Genomic DNA, 16,459 nt, shown 5'->3' with positions numbered 1-16,459 from the left:
ATTGTCTTTATCCCATCCTTTGCCTCGCGATTTGACGCGCCCCGTGCATGTGGGCGGTGTGCAGATCGGTGGCGGTGCGCCGGTGGTGGTCCAATCCATGACCTGCACCGATACCGCTGATGCCAAGGCAACACTTGCGCAAGTGTGCGCGTTGGCGCAGGCTGGCTGCGATATCGTGCGTGTGAGCGTGCCCACTGAGGCCGCGCTTGAGGGTTTCCGCACCATCTGTGCCGAGTCTCCGGTGCCAATCGTTGCCGATATCCACTTTAACCACAAGCTGGCCATTGGCGCTGTGGAGGCCGGTGCCGCCAAGCTCCGCATCAATCCCGGCAACATTGGCGATTGGGCCAAGGTCGATGCGGTGATCGATGCTGCGGGTTCTGCGGGCTGTGCGATTCGCATTGGCGTGAACGCGGGCTCGCTTGAGCAGGATATCGCCGAGCGCGACGACCTCACGCAGCCCGAAAAGCTCGTGATGTCGAGCGAGCGCTTCGTCAAGCACTTTGAGGACCGCGGCTTTACGAACATTGTGCTTTCGGCCAAGGCCCACAGCGTGCAAACGACGCTCGATACCTATCGAGCCCTGTCGCGTGAGATTCCACACGTTCCGCTTCATCTGGGTGTGACGGAGGCGGGTACCAAGCTCCAGGGCACCATCAAGAGCTCTGTAGGCTTGGGTATCTTGCTTTCCGAAGGCATCGGTGACACCATGCGTGTGTCGCTCACGGCCGATCCGGTCGAGGAGCCGCCGGTCGCTTGGGGTATTCTGCAGTCGCTGGGCCTGCGCCGCCGTGGTCCCGAGATTGTCTCGTGCCCTACGTGCGCTCGCTGCCAGGTTAACCTTATTCCCATTGCCGAGGAGGTCACCGAGCGGCTTAAGAACTACTCCGCGCCGCTTTCGATCGCCGTGATGGGATGTGCCGTTAATGGCCCCGGCGAGGCTTCCGACGCCGACCTAGGCGTGGCCTGTGGACGAGGTCAGGGCTTGCTCTTTTCGCACGGCCAGATCATTGGTAAAGTAGCTGAGGACCAAATTGTCGATGCGCTTATGGCCGAGGTCGACAAGCTTATTGAGGAGAAATAAATGACCCGAGCAATGTATATGTCTAAGCTGTATGCTCCGACGCTCAAAGAGGATCCGGCCGACGCCGAGCTTGCGAGCCATCGCCTGCTGCTTCGCGCCGGCATGATCCGCAAGGAGGCCGCCGGCCTGTATTCCTATCTGCCGCTCGCATGGCGCTCAATCCGCAAGATCGAGAATATCGTGCGCGACGAGATGGATGCCGCTGGTGCCCAGGAGCTCATGATGCCCATTATGGTCGACGCCGAGCTGTGGCGTGAGTCCGGCCGCATCGACGCCTATGGCAAGGAGCTTGTGCGCTTTGACGACCGTCACGGTCGCGAGTTCGTCCTGGGCCCCACGCACGAGGAGACCGTCACGGCCCTGGTGCGCAACGAGCTGCGCTCCTACAAACAGCTGCCCGTCAACCTGTACCACATCCAGGATAAGTTCCGCGACGAGTTCCGTCCCCGCTTTGGCCTGATGCGCGGCCGCGAGTTCATCATGAAGGACGCCTACAGCTTCTCCGCCACTCAGGAGAGCCTGCAGGAGGAGTACGACAAGATGAAGCAGGCCTATGCCAACATTTGCGAGCGCTGCTACATCAAGGCCCTGCCCGTTGTCGCCGACTCCGGCGAGATCGGTGGCGATACCTCCGTCGAGTACATGGCTTTGGCCGACGCCGGCGAGGCTTCGCTCGTCTACTGCGACGATTGCGGGTTCGCTGCCGACGATGAGGCCGCAAGCACCAAGGTCGTTGTGACCGAGGGTCCTGGTGACGGTACGCTCACCAAGGTTGAGACTCCGGGCATGGGCACCATTGAGGCAGTTGCTAAGTTCTTTGGGTTCCCCGAGAACGGCACGCGCAAGTCGCTGGCACTCATCGACGCCGAGGGCAAGCCGGTCGTGGCCATTGTTCCGGGCGATCACGAGCTCAACGATTGCAAGGCCGAGCACGTCTTTGGCAAGGGCTATCGCATGATGACCGACGAGGAGCTTCAAGCGAACGGCCTGCACAAGGGCTTTATCGGACCGGTCAACCTGCCCGAGGGCATCCGTCTGGTGTGCGACGAGAGCCTGCGCGATTCCAAGCAGTGGGCCTGCGGTGCCAACGAGGTCGATTATCACTTTACCGGTGCCTGCCCCGAGCGCGACTTTACCGTCGATGAGTGGGCCGATCTGGTCACCGTTGTCGCCGGCGACCCCTGCCCGCACTGCGGCAAGCCGCTCTCCGCTGCCCGCGGCATCGAGGTCTCTCAGGTCTTCCAGCTGGGCACCAAGTATTCCGAGGCCATGGGTGCCACCTTTATGGACGAGGACGGCAAGGAGAAGCCGCTCATCATGGGCTGCTACGGCGTTGGTGTGTCCCGCTCGCTCGCTGCCGTCGTGGAGCAGCACAACGACGAGCACGGTATCGTCTGGCCGGTCTCCGTTGCCCCGTACGAGGTCGCGGTGATTCCGCTCGATCCTAAGAAGGAGGAGTGCGCTACCGTCTGCGAGCAGATCGTTGATGGCCTGTGCGCCGAGGGTATCGAGGTTGTCGTCGACGACCGCGACGAGCGTCCCGGCTTTAAGTTTGCCGACAACGACCTTATGGGCTTCCCGTATCAGGTCGTTCTGGGTAAGCGTGGCCTTAAGAATGGCACCGTTGAGCTCAAGGACCGTGCCACGGGTGAGCGCGAGGATGTGGCGATCGACGAGGTCGTCGCCAAGGTCGCCGAGCTTGTGAAGGCAGCACGCCGTTAATCGACGATTTCGCTTGTAGTTCGATATACGGGACGGCCCCGCATTTCTCCAGATCGGGGAGATGCGGGGCCGTCCTTTTATCTTGTGGCATCCTCGATATCTAAAAGGAAAACCCCACAGCCCATGCGAGCTGCGGGGTTTTCCTTGTGCCTCCGATGCGAAATAAATCGCTCAGATATTACTGATAATCGACGACGTCGATCCAGTTCTTCAGGAACTCATCGTTCACGTTGCGCTTACGAGCGAGCTCGGAAGCGGCGACGATGCTCGTCCACTGACGCACGACCTGCATGGGCATGTCGGCGCGGTCGCAGGAGAGCTCCAGGTAGGCCTCAGCCTGATCCTTGCTGTTGAGGGCAAAGAGCAGGTAGGTGGTGGCAACGTCGGCAGCAGGGGAGCCCTGGGTGGCGTGTGCCCAGTCGCACACATAGAGCTGGCCGTCGTCGCCGACGATGACGTTGGAGGGGTTGAAGTCGCCGTGGCAGACCTTGAACTCCTTGGTCATGCCGTCCAGACGCTCCTGAAGGTTGTAGCGCGTGGTGGCATTGAGCTGATCAAGGCTGTCGATCATGCGGGCGTACTTGTCACGCTGACGGTTGAGCAGCGGGGAGGTGTAGCCGTGGATCTCGATCTGGAGGTCGACGAACATCTCGAGGTACTCACCAAAGCGCTGGGGCTCGGCAGTCATCTTCTCGGCAAGGGTGGTGCCCGGAACCTTCTCGGTCACGAGCGCCCAGCCGTTGGCGTTCTCGAGCTGGGAAACCTCGAGCGCCTTGGGGCTGCGGATGCCGCACTCATTGATGCGGGCAAGATTCAAAGCCTCGTTGAACACGTCGGAGACAGGCTTGGTCTCGTTAAAGACCTTGACAATCTTGTCGCCCAGGTCGTAAACGACCTTGTTGCCACGGCGGACGAGCTCGGTCTTGGAATCGGGTAGCAGCATGGTTGCATCCTTTCAACGATGCGATAGAAGCGACGGCGGGGGTGTGTGAAACACCCGTGCACCCCCGCCGTTAAAAACCGTGCTAAAACTAGCAGACGGCGTAATCCTGGGGCTCGCGGCCGTAGTAGGCGTCCAGGTAGAGCTCCTTGATCTCGCTCATGAGCGGGTAGCGCGGGTTGGCGCCGGTGCACTGGTCGTTGAATGCCTGCTCGGTCATTTCGTCGAGGGTGTCGAGGAAGTACTGCTCGTCAACACCGTAGTCGGCGATGGTCTTCTTGACGCCGATGAAGTCCTTGAGCTCCTCGAGCTTCGTGATGAAGTTCTCGAAGACCTCCTTGTCGTCCTTGCCCTCGATGCCGCAGTACTTGGCCATCTCGGCGTAGTTGTGCAGTGCGTTGGGGTAAGGATACTGGGAGAAGGTACCCATCTTGACGGGAGCCTCGGCGGCATTGTAGCGCATGACGCGAGTCAGGATGACGGCGTTGGCGAGGCCGTGGGGCAGGTGATGGAAAGCGCCGAGCTTGTGGGCCATGGAGTGGTTGAGGCCCAGGAAGGCGTTGGCGAAGGCCATACCGGCCATGCAGGAGGCGTTGTGCATCTCCTCGCGGGCGTGCGGGTCCTTGGCGCCGTTCGTGAAGCTGGAGGGCAGGTTCTCGAAGACGAGCTTGGCAGCGCGCTCGGAGAGGCCCTTGGTGTAGTCGGAAGCCATGATGGAGACGTAGGACTCGATGGCGTGGGTCATGACGTCGATGCCGGAGGCAGCGGTCAGGCCGCGCGGGGCGGTCATGCAGTTGTCGGCGTCGACGATAGCCATGTTGGGGAGCAGCGCGTAGTCGGCGAGCGGCCACTTGATGCCGGTCTCCTTGTCGGTGATGATGGCGAACGGCGTGCACTCGGAGCCGGTACCCGAGGAGGTCGGGACGGCGACGAAGTAGGCCTTCTTGCCCATCTCGGGGAAGGTGAAGATACGCTTGCGGATGTCCATGAAGTCCATGGCCATGTCCTCAAACTTGCACTCGGGGTGCTCGTACATCATCCACATGATCTTGCCGGCGTCCATAGCGGAGCCACCGCCGACGGCGATGATGACGTCCGGCTCAAAGAGGGCCATCTGCTTGGCGCCGCGACGTGCGCACTGCAGCGACGGATCGGGCTCGACGTCATAGAAGCAGTCGTGGGCGATGCCCATCTCGTCGAGCTTGGCCTCGATGGCGCGGGTGTTGCCATTCTTGAAGAGGAACTGGTCGGTGACGATGAAGGCGCGCTTCTTGCCCATGACGTTGCCCAGCTCGTCGAGGGCAACGGGCGTGGAACCCTTCTTGAAGTAGACCTTCTCGGGAGCGCGGAACCACAGCATATTCTCACGGCGCTCGGCCACAGTCTTAACGTTGATCAAGTGCTTCACCCCAACGTTCTCGGAGACGGAGTTGCCGCCCCAGGAGCCGCAGCCCAGGGTCAGAGACGGCTTCATGCCAAAGTTGTACAGGTCACCGATGCCACCGTGCGAGGACGGGGTGTTGATGACGATACGGCAGGCCTTCATGACGTGCTCGAACAGGCTGATCTTCTCGGCCTGGGCGGGGTGCACGTACAGAGAGGCGGTGTGGCCCGGGCCACCGGCGAGCACCAGGTGCTCGGCCTTGTCGACGGCCTCCTGGAAGTCCTTGGCGTGGTACATGGCCAGGACCGGGGAGAGCTTCTCGTGGGAGAACTCCTCCTTGGCGGGGTCGGTGGAGGTGACCTCGGCGATCAGGATCTTGGTCTTGGCGGGAACCTCGATGCCGGCGAGCTCGGCGATCTTGGCGGCAGCCATGCCGGGGATGCGGTGATCGAGGGCGCCGTTCTTGAACATGGCGGCACGCAGGGCCTCCATCTCGGCACCCTGCTTGACGAAGTAGCAGCCGCGCTTCTGGAACTCGGCCTTGACCTGGTCATAGATGCTGTCGATGACAGTCACGGACTGCTCGGAAGCGCAGATCATGCCGTTATCGAAGGTCTTGGAGTGGATGATGGAGTTGACGGCGAGCAGCACGTCAGCGGTGTCGTCGATGATGACCGGGGTGTTACCGGCGCCAACGCCCAGGGCGGGCTTGCCCGAGGAGTAGGCGGCCTTGACCATGCCCGGGCCACCGGTGGCGAGGATGATGTCGACGTCGCGCATGACCATGTTGGTCAGCTCGATGGAGGGGACATCGACCCAGCCGATGATGCCCTCGGGGGCGCCGGCCTTGACGGCGGCGTCAAGCACGAGCTTGGCGGCGGCGATGGTGCACTTGGCGGCTGCCGGGTGCGGGGAGATGATGATGCCGTTGCGGGTCTTCAGGCTGATCAGCGTCTTGAAGATCGCGGTGGAGGTGGGGTTGGTCGTCGGGATGACGGCGCCCACGATGCCGATGGGCTCGGCGATCTTGGTGATGCCGTAAGCCTCGTCGCGCTCCAGGACACCACAGGTCTTGGTGTTCTTGTAAGCGTTGTAGATGTACTCTGCGGCGTAGTGGTTCTTGATGACCTTGTCCTCAAGAACGCCGCGGCCGGTCTCCTCGATGGCCATCTTCGCCAACGGGATACGAGCCTTGTTGGCGGCCATGGCGGCCTCATAGAAGATCTTGTCGACCTGCTCCTGCGTGTACGTAGCAAAAAGCGCCTGGGCCTCTCGCATCTGAGCGAGCTTAGCCTCAAGCGCCTCTACGTTGTCCACAATTGCGGGAGTAGTGTTTTCCGGTGACTTTTTCACCATTTGTGTCTCCTTGCGATCGGAGATTTACCCTACGCCTTGCATGATAGCAAGAAATAATTCGGTGAACGGTCAGATTCCCGTAAAAGACAAACTAAAACGCTTCAAAAAACTGAAACGCTTTAACTAAAACTATCTGCCTGCTGCATCGCCCCGCTCATTGGGGACAGACTTACATGAGTGCTTTCACTCATTTGGGACAGATATCGTTTTGCCATTTTGCCGTTCTGAACCTGTTTTTGCCGCTCATTGGATATAAATAGGTCACAGGCTCAGCATTTCGCGTTCCTTCTCTCCTTTTAGGTGTTGCCTGTTCAGTTTTGAAAGGAGAGATTATGCCCCGATGCGCCCGCGCCGTTTCGCTCACCGGCTATTACCACGTCTTTGACCGTGGCAACTCCAAACAGATTATTTTTGAAGATGACTCTGACCGATATCGTTTCTTATCGGACATCTCGGACAGGTTTGCGCGCCATGAAGTGGCGGTTTTGGCTTGGTGCCTTATGGACAACCACTTTCATTTGATGGTTGATGATCCGTTCGACAATCTTTCAAAGGCGATGCAGTGCGCATTGACGGCATATGCTAAGTATTTCAATGGGAAAACGGGGAGAACGGGGCATTTGTTTGACAATCGCTATTCGCGGGTCGCGGTCGAGTCGGACACACAGGCGGTGCAGCTACTCGATTATATCCATCTCAATCCTGTGAAGGGTGCAATTAACTCACTCGAAGCATACCGCTGGTCAAGCTACAAGGCATATCAGCTGGGCTATGATCCCTTTGACATCTGTGATGCGGCTCCTATGCTCGATATTGTCGGAGGCTCCCGTTGCTATTGCGAGCATCTCGAGAAAGTTGCCGGGCGCATCTGGTTAGTAGAGGTTCTTCCACGCCGGCGGATCCCCGATGAGGAGGCCCTTTCCGTTGCGCACGAAGTCCTGCCGAGCATAGATCCTGCGCTGCTCAAGGCCCTGCCGCGACTCGAGCGTGATGCGTGTCTGCTGAGGCTCAGGCGGGCACATCTCACGGTCAAGCAAATTGCCCGTATCACCGGTATCGGCGCTACAAGCGTGACCAAGGCCACTGCAGGCTGGAAGGAGGCTGCGTGAGGCTGGGCAGGACCTGATCATGGCGCCGCATGTGTACGTCATGTCTGTCCCCAATGCGTGAAAGCACTCATCTAAGTCTGTCCCCAATGAGCGCCCAATGAGCACAAAAAAGCGCCCTCCGTAGGGGAGGACGCCTTTGGTAAGTTCTATATGAACGCGAGGTCTTTGACCCGGAGAGTCCGAGGTACTTGTTGGTAAGACCTTATTTAGGAGCGCGCAACCTTGCCAGACTTGAGGCAGGTGGAGCAAACGTTCATCTTGCGACGGTGACCATCGACGACAACGTAGACGCGCTGGATGTTGGGGCGGAACTTACGGTTGGTGACGCGGTGAGAGTGGCTGATGGAGCGACCGGCAACGGGGTGCTTACCGCAAACTTCGCAAACTTTGGACATAACTGACCCTCCTTGGGCGACAAACGAACATGTCGCGTTAACAAACAAGCCTGAACTATAGCACAGAAGTCGCTCCCTGTGCGCAATCTACACAGAGATATTCCTCTTTTGGCGATAGTGCCCACGCCACGGCCCTGGACGTAGATCCGATTTGCGTGCAGCAGAGGGGATTATGCCAGCTCGTGCGTGCGTTTTCAAGCTCGTCCCACAAATATATATAGGTTTATGGAGCATTGGGCTCCGTTTACGGATTGCTCTGTATTTATGCTCGCAATTAAGCTCGAGGTTGGCTACACTATCCCTTGACCATTAAAGGGGTACGAGATACCCACATGGAATTACATAGCTGCCATGCGAGCAGCCTTTCCTCTGGGTGTCTGGTCCGCTTTAAGCGGTCGGGCATCTATTTTTTTGACTGTGTCAGCAGTCAAGACATGTGAGGAAGGAGATCGATGGGCACGACTTCCCCCAAGGCGGTCATCATGGACGAGACCGCCGTCAATCGAGCGATGACCCGCATCGCGCACGAGATTCTCGAGCGCAACGAGGGCTGTGAAGACCTCGCTCTGGTCGGCATCGTCACGCGCGGCGACCTTCTGGCAAAGAAGCTCGCCGAGGAGATCAAGGAGATCGAGGGCGTCGAAGTTCCGCTCGGCAGCCTGGACATCAGCTTCTACCGCGATGACTATGCGACCAATTTCGCTCCCGCGATCCACGCCACCAACATTCCCTTTAGCGTCGACGGCAAGCGCGTCGTGCTGGTGGACGACATCCTGTACACGGGTCGTACCATCCGCGCTGCTCTGGACGCCGTCATGGACCTGGGCCGTCCGAGCCGTATTGAGCTGGCAGTTCTCGTTGACCGCGGTCACCGCGAGCTCCCCATCTCGCCGGACTTTGTCGGCAAGAACGTTCCCTCGTCGCATGAGGAGAACGTGCACCTATATATGAAGGAAGTCGACGGCCACACCGCCGTCGAGATTAACGACGTCGCGCCGGGTTCCCACGTGGGCTCCGCGCCGCTGGGAGGTGAGTAGTACCGTGGCGTTCAACCATAAGCACCTGATCGACATTACCGAGTACTCCGAAGAGGACATCAAGCTCATCCTCGAGACCGCCAAGGCGTTCTCTGAGGTCAACGAGCGTGCGATCAAGAAGGTCCCCACGCTCAAGGGTAAGACCATCGTCAACATGTTCAACGAGCCCTCGACGCGCACCCGTAGCTCCTTCGAGCTCGCCGAGAAGCGTCTTTCGGCCGACAGCCTCAACTTTGGCGGCTCCTCGACCTCCACGGTCAAGGGCGAGAGCCTCGTCGACACCGTCGAGACCCTCAACGCCTATAAGATCGACTGCATCGTCGTGCGCGATAAGCACGCCGGTGCTCCCTACATCGTCACGCAGAACTCGCCCGCGAGCGTCATCTGCGCCGGCGACGGCAAGCACAACCATCCCACGCAGGCCCTGCTCGACCTGTACACCATCTGGGAGCACAAGGGTGACTTCCACGGTCTGAAGGTCGCTGTCGTCGGCGATATCGCGCACTCCCGTGTCTGCGGCTCGCTGATTCCCGCCCTTAAGATCATGGGCTGCGAGACCTACGCCGTCGCCCCCGGCACGCTGTTGCCGCCGGCGCCCGAGGTCCTGGGCTGCGACCACGTGACGAGCGACCTCGATTCCGTCCTGCCCGAGCTAGACGTCGTCTACATGCTGCGCGTGCAGCAGGAGCGCCTCGAGGGTGCCCCGTTCCCGACCATTCGTGAGTACCACAAGCTCTTCGGTCTGACCAAGGACCGCGAGAAGCTCATGAAGCCCGATGCGATCATCTGCCACCCGGGCCCCATCAACCGCGGCGTCGAGTTCGACTCCTATATGGCCGACCACCCGCAACGCTCCGTCATCCTGGAGCAGGTCTACGCCGGTATCTGCGTGCGTATGGCTATCCTGTATCTGCTGCTTGGAGGTGCCGATAATGGCCTTGCTTCTTAAGAATGCCCACGTCGTCGACCCGTCCGTCGAGCTTGACGGTGTCGTTGACGTCCTGATTAACGGCGACAAGATCGCCGAGGTCGGCGAGAATCTCGCCGTCGAGGGAGCCGAGGTCCGCGACCTTTCCGGCAAGTACCTCGTCCCTGGCCTGGTGGATATGCACGTTCACCTTCGCGAGCCCGGCTACGAGGTCAAAGAGGACATCGAGAGCGGCACCCGCGCAGCTGCCAAGGGCGGCTTTACCGGCGTGTGCGCCATGCCCAACACCGATCCCGTCACCGATAACGGCACCGTCGTGGAGTTCGTCAAGTCCCGCGCTGCCGAGGTCGGTCACTGCCGCGTCTATCCGTCGGGCGCCATGACCCGCGGTCTTAAGGGCGAGGCCATGTCCGAGATGGGCGATATGGTCGCCCACGGCGCCGTCGCCTTCACCGACGACGGTCGCGGCGTGCAGGGCGCGGGTATGCTCCGTCGCTGCATGGACTACGGTAAGATGTTCGGCAAGGTCTTTATGAGCCATTGCCAGGACGAGGACCTGGTCGGCCACGGCCAGATCAACGAGGGCAAGGTCTCGACCCGTCTGGCTCTCGAGGGCTGGCCGGCTGCCGGCGAGGAGCTCCAGATCGCCCGCGACATCGAGATCGCCAAGCTGACCGGTGCCAAGCTGCACATCCAGCACATCTCCACCGCTCACGGTCTCGAGCTCGTGCGTGCCGGTAAGGCCGCTGGCGTCCAGGTGACCTGCGAGGCCACCCCGCACCACATGTTTCTGACCGAGAACGACTTGGACGAGACCTACAACACCTCGCTCAAGGTCAATCCGCCGCTGCGCACCGAGGAGGATGCCGAGGCCATCCGTCAGGGCGTCATCGACGGCACCGTCGACGTTATCGTCACCGATCACGCTCCTCACACCCCGTGGGAGAAGGCCCGTGAGTTCGAGCTTGCGCCCTTTGGTATGATCGGCCTCGAGACCTCGCTGTCGCTCGTACTCACCGAGCTGGTCAACACGGGCAAGATGAGCATGGGCCGCATGGTCGAGCTCATGGCCATCAAGCCGCGTGAGATCCTGGGTCTCGACCAGGTTCAGGTCAAGGCGGGCTCCGTTGCCGACCTGACCGTGTTCGACGCGTCCGCCACCTGGACGGTTGGCGAGGACGGTTACGAGTCGCGCGCCGAGAACTCCGGTTTTGCCGGCCGCACGCTCACCGGTCGTGCCACCGATGTGTTTGTCGGCGGTAAGCAGACGCTTGCCGACGGCTGCATCTGCTAGCATAGCCTTATCGCTTTTGTGCGCGGCGCCCTTGCGGTGCCGCGCTTTCTGTTCGTTTGGACCATGCAACCGCATGGGGGATTGGAGCGTCTATGCCCACACCTTCCACTGCACGCATGCACGACTTCGAGGTCGTCTCGAACCGGGAGATTGCCGACGGCATCTTCTCGCTCGTCATCTCGGCCCCCAAGCTTGCAAGTGCGCTCAAGCCCGGTCAGTTTGTGAACATCGCCGTACCCGGCGATGCGTCCTCGCTGCTTCGCGTGCCCCTGAGCTACTACCGCGCCGACGCCGAGGCTGGCACCGTCGAGCTGTGGTACGCCGTCGTGGGCGACGATACCCGTCGTTTGTCCCAGATGGGCCCTGGCTCCACCTCTAACCTGCTGGGCCCCGGTGGCCGTGGCTGGATGGTACCCGAGGGCACCAGGAAGGCCCTGCTCGTCGCCGGTGGCATCGGTGTTCCGCCTGTGCTGTGCCTTGCCGACAAGCTTGCCGAGCAGGGTGTAGCCGTCGACGTGTGCCTGGGCTTTGGCACCGCGTCCAAGGCCGTGGGCGTCGATGAGTTCCGCGCGCTGTGCGATACGGTTAACGTGTGCACCGATGATGGCACGCTGGGCACGCACGGTTTTTGCACCGACCCGGCATCCGAGCTGCTCGGCGAGGGCGGCTACGACTATGTGGCCAGCTGCGGCCCCGCCGTCATGATGAAGAAGGTCGCCGCCGCTGCCGCCGAGGCCGGCGCGTACTGCGAGGTGTCGCTCGAGCGCATGATGAGCTGCGGCTTTGGCGCCTGCAACACCTGCAATGTCGAGACGGTCGACGGTATGAAGGGCGCCTGCATGTGCGGCCCCGTGTTCGATGCTTCCAAGGTGGTGGTCTTCTAGTGGGTACCGTGAACATGGCCGTCGATTTCGGCGGCGTCAAGATGCAAAACCCCATCAACACCGCAGCCGGTACCTTTGGCTACGGCTGGCAGTTCCAGAACTTCTTTGATGTCTCCCAGCTGGGTGCCATCACCACCAAGGGTTGCGCTGCCGAGCCCTGGCCCGGCAATCCCGCGCCCCGCATGGCCGAGATTCCCGGCGGTATGATCAACTCCGTGGGCCTTCAGAACCCCGGCGTGGCCGCCTTTGCCCGCGAGTCCGGTCCGTGGCTCGAACAGCTGTCCAAGGACGGCTGCCAGGTCATCTGTCAGGTTGCCGGCCACTCCGTTGACGAGTTTGTCCGCGCACTCGAGATGTATGTCGAGCTGTGCCCCTGGGCTGCCGGCTACGAGATCAACGTGAGCTGCCCTAATATCGCCGCCGGCGGTGCCGCCATGGGCTCCACGCCCGAGGGCGCCTCTTCCGTTATGGCTGCCTGCCGCAAGGTGACCGATAAGCCGCTGTTCGTGAAGATGGCTCCGGTCAACGTCGCCGAGATCGCCAAGGCCCTCGAGGCTGCCGGCGCCGACGGCCTTTCAGTCATCAACTCCATCCAGGGCATGGCCATCGACGTCCATACCCGCAAGTCCCGCGTGGCCAAGCCCAAGGGCGGCCTTTCGGGCCCGCTGTGCCACCACATCGCCGTGCGCATGGTCTGGGAGGTTGCCCAGGCCGTCGATATCCCCATCAACGGTGTCGGCGGTGTCATGACCGGCGAGGATGCGGCTGAGTTTATCCTGGCCGGCGCCACCTGCGTGTCGGTCGGCATGGCCAACTTCGTCGATCCGTGCGCTTCGCTCAAGATCGCGCATGAGCTCGAGGCCTGGGCCGAGTCCCAGGGCGTAAAGGACATCAACGAGCTGGTAGGTGCTTTCGAATGCTAGAGACCGATGCCCGCGACCGCGTAATCGTCGCCCTCGACTGCGATCGTGAGCGTGCGCTCGAGCTCGCCCACGAGCTTTCGGGCCATGCCGCCTGGCTTAAGGTTGGTATGACGCTCTATTACGCTGAGGGCCCCGAGATCGTCAAGACCTTTAAGGACCTGGGCTTTAAGGTCTTCCTTGACCTTAAGTTCCATGATATTCCGCATCAGGTTCGCGGTGCCGCCCGTTCGGCCTCGCTTGCCGGTGCCGACCTGCTCTCGGTTCACGGCTTGGGTTCGGGCGCCATGCTCGCTGCCTGCCGCGAGGGTGCCGAGGAGGCGCGCGAGGACCGCGCCAAGCTCGTCGCCATCACCGTGCTCACGAGCATGAATCAGGATGCCTTGAGCGAGATCGGTGTCGAGTCGCCCGTGGCTGAGGAGGCCGCCCGCCTGGCAAAGCTCGCTCAGGCCAACGGCATCGATGGCATCGTGTGCTCGCCGATGGAGGCTCACGACATGCGTGAGCTGCTGGGCCCTGATGCCCTGATCGTGACTCCGGGTGTGCGTCCGGTGGGTGCCGCCCTTGGTGACCAGTCCCGCGTGGCGACGCCTTCCCAGGCTATCGAGCGTGGCGCAAGCCACATTGTGGTGGGCCGTCCCATCACCGGCGCCGACGATCCGGTTGCCGCCTTTGACGCCATCGTCGCCGAGCTGGTCGAAAACGTCGCCTAAAAGATTCCCCTAAGTCACCACTTTTGGGTCTCATTAGCACAAAATAGCCCCTGTGCCTGCGTAAACTTTCCCATCCTTTGTGTGGAATCGCAGGTCAGGGGCTTAACTTTGGGCGCAGTATATTGCACTTTTTGCGGGTATCGTCTAACCTATGGAGCCGCGATTGGGCATTTTGTACGTTCTACGTGCTAAAATGCCAATTATTGAATCAGATATAACCCAACTATTTGGAGGTACGAATGGCACTCCCTCAGCTTACCGATGAGCAGCGCAAGCAGGCTCTTGAGAAGGCTGCTGCCGCACGTCACGCCCGCGCTGAGCTTCGCGAGCAGATCAAGAAGGGCGAGAAGTCCCTCGAGTCCGTGCTCAACTCCGATGACCCCATCGCTTCCCGCATGAAGGTTTCCACCCTCATCGAGTCTCTTCCTGGTTATGGCAAGGCCAAGGCCGCCAAGATCATGGAGGAGCTTGGTATCTCCGCTACCCGTCGCGTCCAGGGCCTCGGCGTCCGTCAGCGCGAGCAGCTCCTCGAGCAGCTGACCAAATAAGTGAGCGCTCAGGATTCCAAGCTCTTTGTGATTTCTGGACCGTCAGGCGCAGGGAAGGGTACGCTCGTCACTCGTGTGCGCGAGCGCCGCTCGAACCTGGGCCTGACGGTTTCGGCTACCACGCGAGCACCACGCAAAGGTGAGGTCGACGGCGTCAACTACTTTTTTCTGACGCGCGAGGAGTTCGACCGCCGCGTGGCAAACGGTGAGTTTGTTGAGTGGGCCGAGGTCCACGGTAACTGCTACGGCACGTTGGTGAGCGAGGTCACATCCAAGCTCGCCTCTGGCGCATCTCTGATTTTGGAGATCGATGTCCAGGGCGCCCTGCAGGTGAAGGAGCGTTTCCCCGAGGCCGTGTTGATCTTTATCAAGCCGCCTTCGCTTGAGGTACTCCGCGAGCGCCTGGTCGGTCGCGGTACCGAGACGCCCGAGACGATTGAGCTGCGTATGGCAAACGCCGCCGATGAGCTTGCCCTTGCCGACCGCTACGACGACGTCGTGGTTAATGACGATCTCGACCGCGCGACCGATGAGCTCGTTCGCGTTCTCGATATGCATGAAAGGATCTGAGGTCCGTGTCCGTTGTAAAGCCTTGCATTGACGATCTTCTGGAGAAGACCGATCACAACCGCTTCCTGCTCGCTTCGCTTGCCTCCAAGCGCGCCTGCGACATTAACAGCATGCTGCGTGGCCAGCACAACCGCGTGCTTGCCGTCCAGGATGTCGATGACATCACCATCGGGCTTTCCGGTGCCGATACCATTTCGATGGCTATGGACGAGATTGTCGACGGCGACATCTCTTACGACGAGGCCCGTTACGAGAAGGCGCTCGGCCACAAGGTTGCTGAAGCCTAAATGGCGGCTCGCGTCTGCCTGGTCCACTATCACGAGGTTGGACTGAAGGGTAAGAACCGCGCACATTTTGAGCATATCCTCATGGATAACATCAAGGCGGCCTTGGCCGCCTTTTCCGTGAATGCCGTGTCTCGAATTTCCGGTTATATCCTCGTGACCTTTAACGAGCATCAGGCCGATGAGGCGGCGCGTGTCATTCGCACCGTTCCCGGCGTTGCACGTGTGTCTTTGGCGTATCACACCAACCGCGACTCGCAGGAGTACTGCGCCGCCGCCGTGAAGGCGCTGCGCGAGTTTGGTTCCTTCGATTCTTTTAAGGTGCACGCCAAGCGCTCCAATACTGACTATGAGCTTACCTCGATTGACATCAATCGTCAGGTGGGTGAGGTGCTGTGTGAGGCCTTCCCCGATAAAAAGGTTCAAATGCACGACCCCGATGCGATGGTGCACGTACTGGTGGTCCAGGGTAGCGTTTATGTGTACGCGCGCTCCGAGCGCGGCGTGGGCGGTCTGCCGGTGGGTTCTGCCGGCAAGGTCGTGACGCTGCTGTCGTCGGGTATCGATTCTCCGGTGGCGACCTGGATGCTCGCGCGTCGCGGCGCGGTGTGCGTGCCGGTACATTTCTCTGGTCGTCCGCAGACGCCCGATACGAGTGAGTATCTGGTGCAGGACATCATCCGTGCGCTTGAGCCGGGTGTCCAGATCGGCCGCCTGTACGTGGTGCCGTTTGGCGACTGCCAGCGTGAGATTTCGGTCACCTGTCCCAGCAACCTGCGCGTGATCATGTATCGCCGCATTATGTATTCGGTTGCCGAGCGCATTGCACACATCGAGGGCGCCAATGCCATCGTGACGGGCGAATCGCTTGGACAGGTTGCCTCCCAAACGCTTGAGAATATCATGGCCGTCAACGAGGCCGTGAAGATCCCCGTGTTCCGTCCTCTCATCGGTTCGGACAAGCAGGAGATCATTGCGCGTGCCGAGGAGATCGGTACGTTCGATATCTCGACTGAGGCCGCTCCCGACTGCTGCACGCTGTTTATGCCGCGCCGTCCCGAGACGCACGCTAAACTCGATGCCGTGCATGAGGCCTGGGAGTTGTTCGATCATGAGGAGATGATCGAGCGCCTGCTCAAGCAGACCGAGTACATCGACTTCGAGAGCAACACGTATAAGGCCCCTAAGACCTTAAAACGCAAACATTCGGAGCTTGCTCCGCGTGAGATTTACCAAGATCACGAGTAATTTTGTGCATAGACCGACGATGCGCCTGCATCGTCGGTCTTTT

The 16,459-nt window shown here is 60.6% G+C and carries 16 protein-coding genes; 13 read left to right on the top strand and 3 right to left on the bottom strand.

Translation table 11 applies throughout. From position 1 onward, the window contains the following. The first annotated feature begins 1 nt into the window (after position 1). Both ispG and NBH09_RS05640 read left to right on the top strand, forming a co-directional pair. Complete coding sequence (ispG, locus tag NBH09_RS05645) at positions 2–1,084, top strand: flavodoxin-dependent (E)-4-hydroxy-3-methylbut-2-enyl-diphosphate synthase (RefSeq protein ID WP_250787309.1); 1,083 nt, start codon at positions 2–4, stop codon at positions 1,082–1,084. After that, positions 1,085–2,806 carry a proline--tRNA ligase gene (locus NBH09_RS05640; protein ID WP_250787308.1) on the top strand — a complete coding sequence of 574 codons (1,722 nt, stop codon included), beginning with the start codon at positions 1,085–1,087 and terminating at the stop codon, positions 2,804–2,806. Between the two features lie 178 nt (positions 2,807–2,984). Here NBH09_RS05640 and NBH09_RS05635 read toward each other — a convergent pair whose 3' ends face one another. Together NBH09_RS05635 and adhE are read right to left on the bottom strand one after the other, a co-directional pair. Beyond that, a complete protein-coding gene (locus NBH09_RS05635) occupies positions 2,985–3,749 on the bottom strand; it encodes an aminoglycoside phosphotransferase family protein (RefSeq protein ID WP_250787307.1) in 765 nt (254 codons plus the stop codon). Positions 3,750–3,837: 88 nt separating this feature from the next. Then, the gene (gene adhE, locus NBH09_RS05630) at positions 3,838–6,486 is read right to left on the bottom strand and encodes a bifunctional acetaldehyde-CoA/alcohol dehydrogenase (protein WP_055309881.1); all 2,649 of its coding nucleotides are present in this window, start codon (positions 6,484–6,486) and stop codon (positions 3,838–3,840) included. 332 nt (positions 6,487–6,818) lie between these two features. Here adhE and NBH09_RS05625 point away from each other — a divergent pair, with 332 nt between their 5' ends. Beyond that, positions 6,819–7,595, top strand: coding sequence for a transposase (locus NBH09_RS05625; protein WP_250787306.1), 777 nt, complete (start codon positions 6,819–6,821; stop codon positions 7,593–7,595). A gap of 206 nt (positions 7,596–7,801) precedes the next feature. Here the strand turns inward: NBH09_RS05625 and rpmB are convergent, their stop codons facing one another. Continuing rightward, positions 7,802–7,990 carry a 50S ribosomal protein L28 gene (rpmB, locus tag NBH09_RS05620; RefSeq protein ID WP_022094725.1) on the bottom strand — a complete coding sequence of 63 codons (189 nt, stop codon included), beginning with the start codon at positions 7,988–7,990 and terminating at the stop codon, positions 7,802–7,804. 452 nt (positions 7,991–8,442) lie between these two features. Between rpmB and pyrR the strand changes: the two genes are divergently transcribed. The 10 genes from pyrR (at position 8,443) to thiI (ending at position 16,416) form a co-directional block, all read left to right on the top strand. Then, the gene (pyrR, locus tag NBH09_RS05615; protein ID WP_117770320.1) at positions 8,443–9,027 is read left to right on the top strand and encodes a bifunctional pyr operon transcriptional regulator/uracil phosphoribosyltransferase PyrR; all 585 of its coding nucleotides are present in this window, start codon (positions 8,443–8,445) and stop codon (positions 9,025–9,027) included. 4 nt (positions 9,028–9,031) lie between these two features. Further along, complete coding sequence (locus tag NBH09_RS05610; protein ID WP_035138537.1) at positions 9,032–9,976, top strand: aspartate carbamoyltransferase catalytic subunit; 945 nt, start codon at positions 9,032–9,034, stop codon at positions 9,974–9,976. After that, entirely contained in the window at positions 9,960–11,249 is a 1,290-nt protein-coding gene (locus tag NBH09_RS05605) for a dihydroorotase (protein WP_250787305.1), read from the top strand. The genes NBH09_RS05610 and NBH09_RS05605 overlap by 17 nt, the downstream gene beginning before the upstream one ends. Before the next feature lie 116 nt (positions 11,250–11,365). Beyond that, positions 11,366–12,133 carry a dihydroorotate dehydrogenase electron transfer subunit gene (locus tag NBH09_RS05600; RefSeq protein WP_117770351.1) on the top strand — a complete coding sequence of 256 codons (768 nt, stop codon included), beginning with the start codon at positions 11,366–11,368 and terminating at the stop codon, positions 12,131–12,133. Positions 12,134–12,147: 14 nt separating this feature from the next. Further along, on the top strand, positions 12,148–13,056 hold the full coding sequence (locus tag NBH09_RS05595) for a dihydroorotate dehydrogenase (RefSeq protein ID WP_006236128.1): 909 nt from the start codon (positions 12,148–12,150) through the stop codon (positions 13,054–13,056). After that, entirely contained in the window at positions 13,050–13,766 is a 717-nt protein-coding gene (pyrF, locus tag NBH09_RS05590; RefSeq protein ID WP_035138533.1) for an orotidine-5'-phosphate decarboxylase, read from the top strand. The genes NBH09_RS05595 and pyrF overlap by 7 nt, the downstream gene beginning before the upstream one ends. 239 nt (positions 13,767–14,005) lie before the next feature. Continuing rightward, positions 14,006–14,314: an integration host factor, actinobacterial type gene (mihF, locus tag NBH09_RS05585; RefSeq protein ID WP_006236130.1), complete on the top strand. Its 309-nt coding sequence runs from the start codon at positions 14,006–14,008 to the stop codon at positions 14,312–14,314. Beyond that, on the top strand, positions 14,315–14,884 hold the full coding sequence (gene gmk, locus NBH09_RS05580) for a guanylate kinase (protein WP_006236131.1): 570 nt from the start codon (positions 14,315–14,317) through the stop codon (positions 14,882–14,884). 5 nt (positions 14,885–14,889) lie between these two features. Beyond that, complete coding sequence (locus NBH09_RS05575) at positions 14,890–15,171, top strand: DNA-directed RNA polymerase subunit omega (RefSeq protein WP_035138532.1); 282 nt, start codon at positions 14,890–14,892, stop codon at positions 15,169–15,171. Continuing rightward, the gene (thiI, locus tag NBH09_RS05570) at positions 15,172–16,416 is read left to right on the top strand and encodes a tRNA uracil 4-sulfurtransferase ThiI (protein ID WP_250787304.1); all 1,245 of its coding nucleotides are present in this window, start codon (positions 15,172–15,174) and stop codon (positions 16,414–16,416) included. Positions 16,417–16,459 lie beyond the last annotated feature (43 nt).

This window comes from Collinsella sp. BG-O-102 (genome assembly GCF_023656745.1).
Classification (GTDB): Bacteria; Actinomycetota; Coriobacteriia; order Coriobacteriales; family Coriobacteriaceae; genus Collinsella.
This window is presented reverse-complemented; position numbering and strand designations above follow the sequence as displayed.